The 12,228-nt window shown below is 55.1% G+C and carries 9 protein-coding genes and 3 pseudogenes; 3 read left to right on the top strand and 9 right to left on the bottom strand.

The window, feature by feature from the left end; genetic code table 11:
- Nucleotides 1–304: 304 nt before the first annotated feature.
- The 3 genes and pseudogenes from ACZ5C7_RS04810 to ACZ5C7_RS04800 form a co-directional block, all read right to left on the bottom strand.
- The gene (locus ACZ5C7_RS04810) at nucleotides 305–1,084 is read right to left on the bottom strand and encodes a LolA family protein (protein ID WP_464374959.1); all 780 of its coding nucleotides are present in this window, start codon (nucleotides 1,082–1,084) and stop codon (nucleotides 305–307) included.
- A 430-nt stretch (nucleotides 1,085–1,514) separates the two neighbouring features.
- The gene (locus tag ACZ5C7_RS04805) at nucleotides 1,515–2,660 is read right to left on the bottom strand and encodes a hypothetical protein (RefSeq protein WP_464374958.1); all 1,146 of its coding nucleotides are present in this window, start codon (nucleotides 2,658–2,660) and stop codon (nucleotides 1,515–1,517) included.
- 280 nt (nucleotides 2,661–2,940) lie between these two features.
- A pseudogene (locus ACZ5C7_RS04800) lies at nucleotides 2,941–3,078 on the bottom strand (IS6 family transposase); the annotation flags it as partial.
- A gap of 109 nt (nucleotides 3,079–3,187) precedes the next feature.
- Here ACZ5C7_RS04800 and ACZ5C7_RS04795 point away from each other — a divergent pair.
- Nucleotides 3,188–3,447, top strand: a pseudogene (locus ACZ5C7_RS04795) (SWIM zinc finger family protein); the annotation flags it as partial.
- 62 nt (nucleotides 3,448–3,509) lie between these two features.
- Here the strand turns inward: ACZ5C7_RS04795 and ACZ5C7_RS04790 are convergent.
- The gene (locus ACZ5C7_RS04790) at nucleotides 3,510–4,058 is read right to left on the bottom strand and encodes a hypothetical protein (RefSeq protein WP_464374957.1); all 549 of its coding nucleotides are present in this window, start codon (nucleotides 4,056–4,058) and stop codon (nucleotides 3,510–3,512) included.
- A 127-nt stretch (nucleotides 4,059–4,185) separates the two neighbouring features.
- On the opposite strand from ACZ5C7_RS04790, the gene ACZ5C7_RS04785 reads away from it, so the two are divergent.
- The gene (locus tag ACZ5C7_RS04785) at nucleotides 4,186–4,599 is read left to right on the top strand and encodes a PadR family transcriptional regulator (protein WP_464374956.1); all 414 of its coding nucleotides are present in this window, start codon (nucleotides 4,186–4,188) and stop codon (nucleotides 4,597–4,599) included.
- Nucleotides 4,600–5,394: 795 nt separating this feature from the next.
- On the opposite strand, the pseudogene ACZ5C7_RS04780 reads toward ACZ5C7_RS04785, so the two are convergent.
- Nucleotides 5,395–5,940, bottom strand: a pseudogene (locus ACZ5C7_RS04780) (S8 family serine peptidase); the annotation flags it as partial.
- Nucleotides 5,941–6,252: 312 nt separating this feature from the next.
- On the opposite strand from ACZ5C7_RS04780, the gene ACZ5C7_RS04775 reads away from it, so the two are divergent.
- Nucleotides 6,253–8,484 (top strand): DEAD/DEAH box helicase, encoded by a 2,232-nt coding sequence (locus ACZ5C7_RS04775; RefSeq protein ID WP_464374955.1) that lies wholly within the window; start codon nucleotides 6,253–6,255, stop codon nucleotides 8,482–8,484.
- A gap of 21 nt (nucleotides 8,485–8,505) precedes the next feature.
- Here ACZ5C7_RS04775 and arsB read toward each other — a convergent pair whose 3' ends face one another.
- The 4 genes from arsB to ACZ5C7_RS04755 all read right to left on the bottom strand — a co-directional run bounded on the left by arsB (nucleotide 8,506) and on the right by ACZ5C7_RS04755 (nucleotide 12,223).
- A complete protein-coding gene (gene arsB, locus ACZ5C7_RS04770; protein WP_464374954.1) occupies nucleotides 8,506–9,684 on the bottom strand; it encodes an ACR3 family arsenite efflux transporter in 1,179 nt (392 codons plus the stop codon).
- Nucleotides 9,685–9,772: 88 nt separating this feature from the next.
- A complete protein-coding gene (locus ACZ5C7_RS04765) occupies nucleotides 9,773–10,195 on the bottom strand; it encodes a RidA family protein (protein WP_464374953.1) in 423 nt (140 codons plus the stop codon).
- A gap of 110 nt (nucleotides 10,196–10,305) precedes the next feature.
- Entirely contained in the window at nucleotides 10,306–10,695 is a 390-nt protein-coding gene (locus tag ACZ5C7_RS04760) for an ArsR/SmtB family transcription factor (RefSeq protein ID WP_464374952.1), read from the bottom strand.
- Between the two features lie 148 nt (nucleotides 10,696–10,843).
- A complete protein-coding gene (locus ACZ5C7_RS04755; RefSeq protein ID WP_464374951.1) occupies nucleotides 10,844–12,223 on the bottom strand; it encodes an ATP-binding protein in 1,380 nt (459 codons plus the stop codon).
- Nucleotides 12,224–12,228: the final 5 nt, after the last annotated feature.

The following is a 12,228-nucleotide window of genomic DNA, read 5'->3' as shown; positions in this document are numbered from 1 at the left end:
TAGAGTGCGACAAAATGGACTTGTCATTCACAACGCGCTTGGCCCTGGTTTGCTACTATAATCTCTCGGGTAATCGGCGGAGATAAACACTCAGTTCGTGACACGTTTGCGCTATGTATTCAGCACGAAATCCTGAATGTCAATCAATTTTGATAGACTGTTCAGCGATCAATACGCATGTGTAGTGAGCGTGCATTTCACGCTAAGATGAGTCTGATGAGTAGGATCTGAAATGAAAGAGGAATTCGAAACAACGTATGACTATCTGAAGGCAAACATGCGTGGACTTTGTCGGCGCGTGCGGCTATCTCGATTCGACCGTGGCGTTCTCCGGCGGCTCGAACTCGAACGTCTTGTCGTCGAGTTCCTCGTTGAACGAGACCGTTTCAAACCGTTCGATCATCTCGTACCGTTCGCCGTCGGCGTTCTCGAAGACCATCCGCTCTTTTAGCGGGTAGTCGTACTCGTCGTCAACCCAGACCGTCTGCTCGACGACGTTGAGTTCGTCAGGGACGTCGACCGCCTCGAGCGCGTAGACGTACTCGGTGCTACCGATGAGAACGGAAATACCGTCTTCGACCCCTTCCTCCTTCAGATCGATGTCGAGGACGTGGGTCTCGCGGTCGGCGATCTCTTCGGTTCCTTGGTAGTCGAGGTCGTACCACTGGAGTTGTTCGGCAGCCATCTCGGCTCGATCCGACCGCACGTTTTCGCTCTCGAACGGTTCGTCGGTCTCGTGGTGCTCCGCGAGCGACAACTCCGGATAGTACCACCACGCCCCCGACGCGTTCGAGGCGAAGACGGACCCGTCCTGATCGGGTTCCGTCGTCTCGAGAACCTCCTCGCGATAGTCGACGTAGGGCCGTTCGTGGACGAGAACCGTTTCGGAAACCGTCTCGTTGCCGCCGGTTATCTCGATCGTCATCTCGCCGGTGACGTCCTCGAGATCGTCGTCGTAGACGAACGTGCTCTCGAATATCGCCTCCGAATCGGGGCCGTCGCCCGCCGGGGGCGCGAGACAGCCGCTGAGGAGAACGAGAAGCGCGAGCGCGCCGAGGAGCGCCACGAATCGACGAGAGGTCATTGGCATAAATACAAAAATGCATCGGCCTAAACGTTTCTATCTCCGTCTATGCAGCACTTCTGGATGCTGTTATCTCACTCCCCACGGATGTCGACCATCCTGTAACGTATCCGACACCAGTAACCGACGCGGCGAGTCTTTTATACAATGAAACGGCAACAGTACAATAGGTGCCTATTGAAAATAAGGTATTGAAGGTAACTATAGTGCCTATTTATACTCAACAGCAAGAGCAAACTGAAACCAGAGGATTCCACACGTAATATCTGACAGTGTCTAGTTAGGCCAGTTTGAGGAGTGAGCAGATCGTGGAGTTAGTTTGGAACAATGCTCGTAGACCTGCTCAGCAAGAGCTACGACACGAATCTAGTCAGCCGGGGATCTATAGATACCTCCGTCCGTGAGTATAGGAACACTCGAGTTCAATCGATTACCTGTCGCTCTCATCGTCGGCGAATCGCAGCCAATCCCAGTCGACACCTTGTGTCGATCGAAAGCCAATACTCATTTCGTCCGTGATGCCATCCGTCACACTCGTGCTAACGGTGCCGAGTGTAGTGCCGTCGAGGTCTTGAATCCAAAATGTAACCCCCTCAGAGCTGTCGGCAACAAATCGACAGTCAACAGTTTTGCCGACCAAATTCGGAAGCCGTGAGTTCTCATCACGGATCTCAGCATCGTTCCCCATCTCTTGAGCGATCCGAATTCCACCGGTCGGGTCAATAATAAGCCGCCACCCTGGGGTATTTGTCGACCAAGTGTCATCCTCCATCCCGACAAGAATCCAGGGCTGGGAGGCATTCGAGTCAGGACGCATAAGTACTGAGACTTCGCGGCCGTCTTCGGGATAGTTCGGTAGCCCCTGACCGGGGAACGAACGGACGTTTGAGTCGCCGTTTTGTCGAACACCCTGATTCGAGTCCTCGTGTAAGGCCGCATTCGAGGTGACATCGGCATCGCCGGCTCCATCAAGCGTCCATGTACCCAGCTGACCGCCGCTGTTGTAGTCGTCGAAGTCGTCGATCATCACCGGGGCCGGTTCGTCGCTCTCGTTGCCGGGGTCGTCGATCTCGAGTTCGTACGCAGCGGCGTCTTCGCAGTTATTGAGTGCGAACGTGTAGATGGCAGTGTCGTTTGGTGCGGGGCCAGCTTCGTTGGCGTAGCGAGTACTCGAGAGTTCGGCGCCGTCTGCGTTGTAGATTCGCGCTTCCATGTTGACAACGATCTCCTCGTCGTCAGCGTTTTCGAGCTCGAGGTGGACGTTGCACATGTCTCCCGGTGGGTCATCATCCCAGGAATAGGCGTGGTTCGGGGCCGAGAGAGACTCGCTTAGGGCCTCAGAGATGATTACTTCACCCTCTATAGACCTGTCTTCGTATACCTTGTCATCGTCATTCGAATCGCTCAGTTCGCTGTCTGATTCATCGTTACTTCCAGTGTCGTTCTCGTCGGACTCATTAGACTGCTCGGGATTCTCCTCGCTTTCATCGTCAATTGGTTCGATAAGGTCCCCGCATCCAGCCAGCGTAGCTGAGATCGCCGCTCCGGCACCTCCAAGTATCGTGCGTCGTCGCATGGATATGTTATTCTTTCAGGTCTGGATAACAGTACCGAATTCCGGATTTTATGGAAAGAAGGCTGGTACGGCGTTGTACTTATGACAGTACTTAGAGCCGCAGGAGAATAATGGGTTGCCGTGTTGAACGCTAGACGGCGTTAGTATCTATTTTGTGACATTCTATATTCCATAGGAACATACTCTCTCACGCCAGTTTCCAATACCGGAAGATCGAATAGGTCACATCTCCGGATGGTAAGATCATCAACTCATTGGCATGATGGGTGAAGTGGTACTGCTAGATTGAACTTTTCTGTTTGAGTGCTTCGACTGGCGGTTGATTGTCGAGTGCTTGATGACTGCGGTGGTGGTTGTAGTAGGCGGTGTAGGCAGTCAGGCCATCGCCAAACGCTGGCTGACTGCCATTCCATGTTTTAAACGGCCGTGGTGAATCGCCATACAGCGTTGGATTCGACTAGCTCACGTCACGTTTGATGTTGTAGACGACACACATCAGGACAATTTCACGGAACTCTCGATACCAGCTTCGCGCACGCACCCAGCGCGCCGTCAACGAAGCGATGGACGTCTCGTTACTCTCAAAAGGTGGTCGGTATGAGGTGCAGTCCGCGTCTGGGAACCGGTACGAATCGACGCCATCGGCGAGTCGTGTACCTGTCCCGACTGGCAGCAGCGAACACTCGAGGGTGGGTGCAAGCATATGCGTCGGGTGGTTCACAAAATCAAACGGAGACGTGTTCCTCGCCCAGATGGTCGACTTCCCAGTCGAAGAGGTAGCTCGTAGTTACCCACCATCGGAGATTCAGTCCCGGAATCGTTGGCTAACGTGACAACATCGAACCGGGCTCACGGTAGCTCGCCAGTCACGTCGGCGAGGTCTTCCTCGGTTCGCCAGCGGTACAGCCGTCCCTCATCCTCGAACAATTCGAAAACACCGTCTTGCATCCAGCCAAACGGATGCTCTTCGTCCTTGTACTCTCGCTCGAGGACGTGACTTTTCGCGAAGTATTCGGTCGTACCGACGAGCAACCCCTGTTCGACGAGGAAGTCACTTGGCTCTTTCTCGGCGACACCGACGAGGTACGTCACGATATCGGCGATTAGGCAGAACTTCTGGATGCTGTTATCCCACTCCCCACGGATGTCGACCATCCGGAACGCATATGCATCGGTACGACGATTGAGACGGTTAACCACCAAGTTCAGCCGTCGTATCGGCTCACGGTCGTAGTTCCCGAGCACGAAGTACGACCGGTCGTTTTCGTAGACGGGAGTCAACTCGCTCAGAGCGTGGAGGATCTCCTCGTTGTCGGCCAGTGTTATCTCCTCCTCGTCAAGTTGGTCTTTGGCACTCTTGAGAACGTCATCAGGAATAGGTGACTCCTCGTCGGACATACTGTAAGCCTCTCGTGGCGGGGAGATATGGTTTATGGAGTAAATCACTCGTTCAAGTGATGTGGTTCACTGTAGGGTGATTTACCCAAGGGTAAAATACTTGTCGCCACGCCGTGTACCGTACGGTATGAGTACCGAACTCGGGAGTACTAGAGAGACAGAACCTCGTGAACTCGTCCACTTCGTCACCCAGCAGACGCGATTCGCCCTCATCAACAACATCCTCCAGCATCCCGACCAGCTCCCGTCGATGTACGAACTCGAGGAACTCAATCTCAGCGTGAGCGACGCCACCGTCTACAAACACATTCAGAAGCTGATCGACGCTGGCATCGTCAAAGAGGTCGCTCTCGATGATGACGAACGCCGCCAGGGGTACCCGTGGAAGTTCTACGGCCTCACCGAGGAGGGTCGTGAGTTCCTCGACGATCACAACCTCCTCGCGGCCGAGGAGACACTGCAACAGATCTACGAGACCATCTCCGACAAGCCCGAAAAGATGGTCAAGTACGAGAACGCACCACGCCCCGCCGAGTCGTAGCTGTTCGGGCTATGAGATCAAACGGGAGCTTTCCTCAACCAAATGGTCAGCACCCGGAGTCGTCATAGTAGCGTTCCAGATGGAGTAACGGTGAAGCTGGCGAATCAAGGCAGATGATCCTCGGGCCGAGGCCGAGGATCATCGCCGCCTGCTGGCCAAAGAGATCGTTGACGACGGCTTCGAGTTCATCAGCTGAAGCGGTGTGCAGCTGCGCGAGGGTGTAGTCGTCGGAGTAGGTACCACGAGTGGAGTCGGTGACGGCCTTGATGATTTCTGATCGACAGCGGCTTGCAGAAGCGTCTGGCGAATGGTCTCGGAGTCGAAGCCGCAGCCTTCGACTCCGGGGATTGGAATCTCTGCGAGCAGATCAAGCGCTAAGGTTTCAAGGTCAGAGGCCGTAAGGACCGTGTCTGGGTGGTAGAGGAACTTCATACACCCATCCAGTCGCTTCCTGAGAACCTAACCTCGTCAGTTGTGGCTATCCGCTAACCTGATGGGAACTACCGACGTTGACGATGCTGAACAGGCTCTTGATGTCATCACTGAGCGTCTTGAGGACCTGGGTCTGATCAAGTAGTATCCGGCCTCTTTTGTTACTAATTCCGCTAGTGATATTGCTCCTTCGCGACGCTCGTCGCTTACGCCCACTAGCGACTCCAGTCGTTTTGCGGTAACGCTGGAAGAGAGATAGTGAAAAAGCGTCCTGAGCACGACCGTCCCCTCAAATTTTTGTTACGAGATGTATGGCGGAAATAACCACGAACCGCGAAAAAATTCAACAACGGTGGATTTCTTTTACTTGGGCAGTGCCTCTACCTTCAGTTCTTCGAGCTCCTCGAGGGCAGCATTCGCGTTGACAAGCCCTGCGCCTTCTGCGTCGGGGCCAAGTCCGATGTTTTCTGCGGACGCGGTGAGAAGTTCGCGGATTTCGACGTTGGAGAGCCCATGTGCGGCTAGCAATGCTGCTGCGCCAGTCACGTGCGGTGTCGCCATCGAAGTGCCTTCCATGACCCCATACTCGCTTCCAGGAATCGTCGATACCACGAGGGTACCCGGTGCGGACAGATTCACTTCGGGACCAGTGTTCGAAAACGATGCCAGCGAATCGTCTTGCGCGGTCGCACTCACACCGATCACTTCGTCGAGGGCCGCTGGGCAGTCCACCTGCGGGTGGCCGTCATTCCTCGACGCCGCAATGGGCAGGACCCCCACCTCGTAGGCGAACTTCACAGCCTCGATTTCCGTCTGCGTCATCTCCGGAGAGCCCACACTGAGATTGGCGACATCGTAGCCTTGGAGTGCCACACACTCGAGATCGCGGGCCTCTGTTGCCGGGTCTCCTGCTCCTTGGTCATCAAAGTTCTATAGCATTGTGTTATGATCCCGTGCTACTATAGAATTTGGAGGCCGTTGTTCAACAAGACTATACTGATGGCCGAATCTTGCTGGAGTATGAGCGAGACGACGATTCAAGTTTCGAAGGAGGCTTAGCGAAAGCTGAACGTGCGTAAATATCTGGTGAAGCCTTTGATGAAGTGGTTCAGCGGCTGCTCGAGGAGGCCGATGAATAAATCGACAGTGGCCCTCGAAGGTGACCGACAGAGCGTACTGATCGATCACTTGAACTAAATATCAATCAGAAATCCTAAATTTATGAGAGCATTATTCGACGATTGGCGCTACGCTGATGCCGATCTGCTTCGCACGGACATTCGCGGGACCGAATTTGAGCCAGTCGATGTATCGACGGCTGCAAAGCGTGCAAAAGAACTACTCGACATCGAAGCCCCGGATAGGGCCGCGTACGTCGTTCCCCTGTTCGCGGTCGACGAGCCGGTACCGACGAACGAGTACGTTCTCTATCGGCCGGAACATGACCATCTCGGATGGTTCGACAGCGGGTTCGGTGTCTCCGGAGCCGAACGATTCACTTCGTGCGAGAAATTGCGGACGAAAGAGATCGGTCACCGTCTCCGATTCTGGCTCCCCGAACATCGTGAGGAACCGGAACTGCCTATCGATGAATCCGAGTTACCTCCGGAACGGATCCAGCCGTCCGATCGATTGAGTACTGATGATCGAGCGGCGTTCTTCAAGGAACTGAAGGAATTCGTTCGGACCGAACGCGAAACGCAACGTGAGTCCAACTGGAAGACGTATTCTGAGATCGGCCTTGACACCGCGATGCGCCAGAATCGCGTCTCCGGACCGTTTCTCCCTCTTCGTGCAACAAGTGGTAAAACCCAAGACACGGCTTACGTCTTCCAGATAGTGGACGACGAGGAGGACGGTAGCGACGACGATGTCGATCTTCGCGACGACGAGGGACTCTTCCAAAAGAACTTCTGTATCGTGGATACCGATGCGAACGACGAGCAGTTCCCGCTCGAGGGCGAGATTCTCGACATCGACGGGCCGAATATCACTGTTCAGCCGGTTTGGGATTCGATCGGTGATCGCGCCGTCGTCGAAACGGTCTTGACTAGTGACCAGACTGAATTCTGGGTCCACGAACTGCTGAACCCGATCCCCTCCAACCGACGTCTCAAAGCGATAACCCAGGTCGAGAACGACGATTCGAAGCGAGATCTTCTCACCGGGAAACGGTCCGTCGCATTCGACGTTAACAAGTATGCGCTCCCGGAACCCGACATTGAACTGAACGAGTATCAGTATCAAGCGTTACTCTGGGCCGATGGAGCGGACGATGTCGTCTGTATCCACGGTCCGCCGGGAACGGGAAAAACGCGAACGCTGACTGCATACGTCCAACACGCTGTCGACAAAGGCCAATCGGTACTGGTAACAGCCCACTCGAACCAGGCCGTCGACAATGTACTTGTTGGCGATAGCATGCGAGACGCGCCCGAACCGGACACGCTGCACGCGATGGCGCAGGATACGGAGACGGACCTGTCGATCGCACGGGCTGGGAACAATACTCGAAATTCGGTCGTGGAGGAGAACTACATCGACCGATCACCAGGGGCCGCCGACGTCGTCGCCGCAACGACCAGTGGTGCATCGCAGTTTGACCAGAACACGTTCGACGTCGCAGTCGTCGACGAGGCGACACAGGTAAGCCGACCGGCAACTGCAATCGTCCTCAACTGCGCTCGAAAACTCGTTCTCGCGGGGGATCACAAGCAACTCCCACCGTACTGTGCGGACGAGTCGATGCAAGAGGAGGAGATGCATATCTCACTCTTCGAATACCTTCTCAACCGCTACGACGATGAGATTTCCGTTCTCCTGCGGAAACAGTATCGAATGAACGAGGAGATCGCGACTTTTCCGAACGAAGCGTTCTACGATGGCGAGTTGAAAACGGCCGATCAATGCCGTGATTGGACCGTTGATGAACTCAAGCCCATTATGGGGATCGACATTGCCGGAGAGGAGCAACGCCTGACACGCGGGAATTCCCTCTATAATCTCGAGGAGGCACGGGCGGTCGCGAAGCAAGTCAAACTTCTGACTCAGAACGGTGTGGACCCCGGTGATATCGGCGTTATCACTGCCTACAGTGGTCAAGTCGAGAAGGTAACCAACCGAATTAATCAACTTGAGATCGGCAACTCGGGGCGCGTTGATGTCGATACGGTCGATTCGTTCCAGGGCGGGGAACGCGAAGCGATAATCGTCTCGTTCGTCCGGAGCAACGATGAGGGACACAGCGGCTTCCTCGAGTTCCCGGACGAAGGCCCTCGCCGACTGAACGTCGCACTTACTCGAGCTCGAAAACGGCTGGTGCTCGTCGGCAACTGGGAGACGCTGGGAACAGTCGCTCCGCATCGATCACCCGACGAGAGCTGTGCGTCGTTCTATGCGAGCCTGGCAGACGACCTTCAAACGAAAGATCGAATGCTGTCTCTCAAGGGGTAATTGGGGAAAACACTGTCATCTTTAGTCGTCTGTTCTTGACGGGGTTACGTCCTCGCCTGCGGGCTTCGTACTCTCGAGTTGGCCGGTTTCGTAGCCAGCCCAGTCGAATTTCTGCTGGAAGTAGATGGCCACGTTGACCAGCGCCAGCAGGACTGGCACTTCGATCAGCGGGCCGACGACGGTGGCGAATGCGACGCCGGAACCGACGCCGAAGACGGCGACGGCGACCGCAATCGCGAGTTCGAAGTTGTTCGACGCCGCGGTGAAGCCGATGGCTGTCGTCGTCGAGTAGTCCGCGCCGATTCCCCGACCCATCGCGAAGCTTACGAGGAACATGATGACGAAGTAGATCGTCAGCGGAATCGCGATCCAGACGACGTCGGTCGGCTGAGCGAGGATGTTCTCACCCTGCGTCGCGAACATTACGACGACGGTAAACAGAAGCGCGATCAGCGTGGCGGGGCTGATCTTCGGGACGAACTCCTCTTCGTACCACTCCTCGCCTTTCGAACGGACGCCGCCGAGACGAGTCAGGATCCCGCCGGCGAAGGGAACCCCGAGGAAGATCGCAATCGCCCAGAACACCTGGGTAATGGTAATATCGAAGGTCCCGATGCCGGCAACCAGCGCGTCCATCCCTAGCAGCGGCGGCAGGAACAGCGCGAAGAACCAGATGTACACCCCGTAGGTGATGATCTGGAAGACGCTGTTGAACGCAACCAGTCCGGCAGCGTACTCCGAGGAGCCGTCGGCAAGGTCATTCCAGACGAGGACCATCGCGATACATCGGGCCATCCCGATGAAGATCAACCCGAGGAAGTACTCGGGGTGGGCTGGGAATGGTGGCACGAGTCCGCTGAAGAAAACGACCGCTAACAGGAACATCAGCGTCGGGCCGATGAGCCAGTTCTGGATGAGGCTCAAACTGAGCACGCGCCACGCGCTGAAAACCCGCGGCAACTGGCCGTAGTTGACCTTCGCCAGCGGCGGGTACATCATCGCAATCAGACCGATTTCGACGAGGTGGTACTCCTGAATGGGATCGACGATTCCTGGAGCGATGTACCCCAAGCCGACACCTAGCCCCATTGCGAGGAAAATCCAGACGGTCAGGTACTTATCGAGAAAATCCATCGACCGCGGATCACCACAATCCGGACAGCCGCAGTCCGGTCCGTGCTCGTGTTCGATCTCGCTCATCAGTGATCACCATCCCAGTAACAAGTCATCCAGGCGTCTTCTTGATCGTCCATCAGAGGTGGAGTGCTCGTGTTCATCTGTCTCATCATTATTCTGCAGCAGCAATGACATCGAACTGAACAGCTGCATCACCCGGAAGCGAACAGACACCAATCGTCGTTCGCGGTGGATAGGCTCCATCGAACCGGTCTTGATACACGTCGTCTACGACAGCTCGATCGGCTGGGTCGGTCAGTTGCATCTCCACTTTCATCACGTTCGTCAGATCTAGTCCTCTTACAGAGAGAACGGCCTCGAGTCTGTCGAAGCAAGTCGAGGCCTGCTCTTCGGTTGAAAGATCGTTCAATACGTCTCCCTCCGACTCTGGGAGGATCCCTTCGAGAAAGACGAGATCCGAATCACCGGTTCGCTTTCCAAACGCACCGATGTGACTCGTTCCCTCGCGCTGGCGCTTGCTTGTACTACTCAATCGCGCTGTTTGGGATGATTCCGTGTTAATCGAGTGACTCATGACTCATCTGAATATATGCTCAGATATAAATGTGGCTATCGACCTACCGTACAATTAAACGTCGTTCACGAGGAGGCGAGACGTGAGTAGATTCTCGACGAAGACGATGCTCAACGCGATCCGTCGAGAACAGTGAGAAGAGCGCTTGCTCGGTTTGTTGCTCGATACTTCCGCCATCGTCCTTCTTTGCGTTTCGTGACGAGACCTGCGTCAGCGAGCGTAGACAGTGCGTGGCTCACGGCACTATCGCTGACATCGACGAGCGGTGTGATTTCACACACGCAAAGTGCCTCATCGGCTTCGACAAGGAGCCGTACGAGTCGATATCGCGTTTCGTTACCAAGTGCGGATACCGTTTGAACATCTCTCGAAATAACGTTCTCATCGAGCACTGATTCCAGATTTTCGAGTTCGGCAAGACGATCCTGAAGGTCCTCATTTCGGCACTCTCCGAGATCGTCCTCGAGATAACGGCGGAGTCGATCGGCTGTTTCTGCCATGAGAAGATAGTTGTGGAGACACTCAAATAAGAGTTCTGTCGAGAGAACATCTTGGTGTGTTGATGGACGTTGATTTTCGAGTCAGAACCACAATGTCACATAAACTGACGCCCACAGTCGATGACGTGGGCAAGCAGGGTGGACGAAGTCACGCAGGCTCGAAGATAGAGGCGAGTTCCTCAGAGGTATACAAATGGAGATCCGCACGCTCGTTTGCGAACGTCTTCATCTCGTCGGTAAACCCAGAGCGCGAAAACAGCGCATACTCCACTGTGCGGTCGGTCCCGTTCCACCGTACTTCCGGCTCGAGCTCCTCGAGGTCGCGAATTAAGCTGGTTCCCACGGGAGTGTTAGTCCACTTGCATTCGCCGAGCAACAGCGTGTTCGTTTGTGGATCGAGGCCGACGACATCGATTTCCGCTTCCTTATACCACCACCGACCGACGCGCGAGCACTCGAGCGGGAAGGAAGGTGTCTGGACCGCCTGTTGGCAAACCCACTCAAACGTCTGGCTCGTGTGAGTCGGTAGGTCCTCCGTGATTGAGTCCCGGACTGCCTCCGCTCGCCCTTGCTCGAGTGTGCCTCGGTTTGGAGCGACAAACCTGAACCAAAACCGAAGAAAGTCGTCCGTAATTTGGTACACTCCACGCCCGTCCGGGTCAGTTACCGGCGTTTCTCGTTCGACGAGCGCTAGCTTCGAGAGGTTTTTGAGATATCGAGAGATTCCGCTCGCATCTTTCCCGATGGTGTTCGCGATGTCCGTTACGCGGGTTGCTCCCGCAGCAATCGCTTCGAGGATGGCCATGTATGTCGCCGGTTCCCGGAGTTCCTGTCGTAAGAGGAACTCTGGTTCTTCATACAGGAACTCACCCTTCGAAAGGACGTGTGTCTTGATATTCGTTATGAGCGACTGATTTGGGTCGAACTGTTCTAGGTACGCCGGAACTCCACCAAGAACACTGTACACTTGGATTTGGGTATCAACGTCTTTATCGGGGAAAAACGCCCGCATATCCGCGAACGAAAGTGGACTCAGTTCCCATTGTCCCGTCCGTCGACCGTAGAGAGGGCTTTCGTAACTTAGCACGCCTTCTTCCATCATTGAGATCGAGGACCCAAGCAGAACAAGCGAAATCTCTGTGTCTGCGAGCACGTCATCAACGATCGTTTGGAACACGGATGGAATCGTCTCATCAGCTTCAACGAGATACGAGAATTCATCCAACGCGACGACACATGGGCCATCGACCCGGTTTTTGAGATACCGGAACGCATCAACAAATCCATCGACGTTCGGTGAGACGTCGTCAAACGCCTCTGCACAGTGAGCGCCAAACTGCGTCGCGTTGTGTACTGGCCCACGCTGGTCGCAAAGATAGTACACAGACGTAATTGGCAGTGTTTCCAACGCCCCCGTCACCAGCGTGGTTTTCCCAACACGGCGTCGACCGTACACGACCAGCAACTGTCGCTCGTCACGAGCGAGATGGGAAGTCAACCACTCCAACTCTTCCTCCCGGTCAATCATTATGC

The organism is Halostagnicola alkaliphila (assembly GCF_055379965.1).
Note: the sequence above shows the minus strand (reverse complement) of the source record. Positions and strands in the feature narration are given on the sequence as shown.

What these genes read in the sequence shown, in the direction of transcription:
- ACZ5C7_RS04775 (WP_464374955.1), top strand. Translation starts at nt 6,253, where the DNA reads ATGAGAGCATTATTCGACGATTGGCGCTACGCTGATGCCGATCTGCTT.
- ACZ5C7_RS04810 (WP_464374959.1), bottom strand. Translation starts at nt 1,084, where the DNA reads ATGACCTCTCGTCGATTCGTGGCGCTCCTCGGCGCGCTCGCGCTTCTC.
- ACZ5C7_RS04790 (WP_464374957.1), bottom strand. Translation starts at nt 4,058, where the DNA reads ATGTCCGACGAGGAGTCACCTATTCCTGATGACGTTCTCAAGAGTGCC.
- ACZ5C7_RS04755 (WP_464374951.1), bottom strand. Translation starts at nt 12,223, where the DNA reads ATGATTGACCGGGAGGAAGAGTTGGAGTGGTTGACTTCCCATCTCGCT.
- ACZ5C7_RS04765 (WP_464374953.1), bottom strand. Translation starts at nt 10,195, where the DNA reads ATGAGTCACTCGATTAACACGGAATCATCCCAAACAGCGCGATTGAGT.
- arsB (WP_464374954.1), bottom strand. Translation starts at nt 9,684, where the DNA reads ATGAGCGAGATCGAACACGAGCACGGACCGGACTGCGGCTGTCCGGAT.
- ACZ5C7_RS04805 (WP_464374958.1), bottom strand. Translation starts at nt 2,660, where the DNA reads ATGCGACGACGCACGATACTTGGAGGTGCCGGAGCGGCGATCTCAGCT.
- ACZ5C7_RS04785 (WP_464374956.1), top strand. Translation starts at nt 4,186, where the DNA reads ATGAGTACCGAACTCGGGAGTACTAGAGAGACAGAACCTCGTGAACTC.
- ACZ5C7_RS04760 (WP_464374952.1), bottom strand. Translation starts at nt 10,695, where the DNA reads ATGGCAGAAACAGCCGATCGACTCCGCCGTTATCTCGAGGACGATCTC.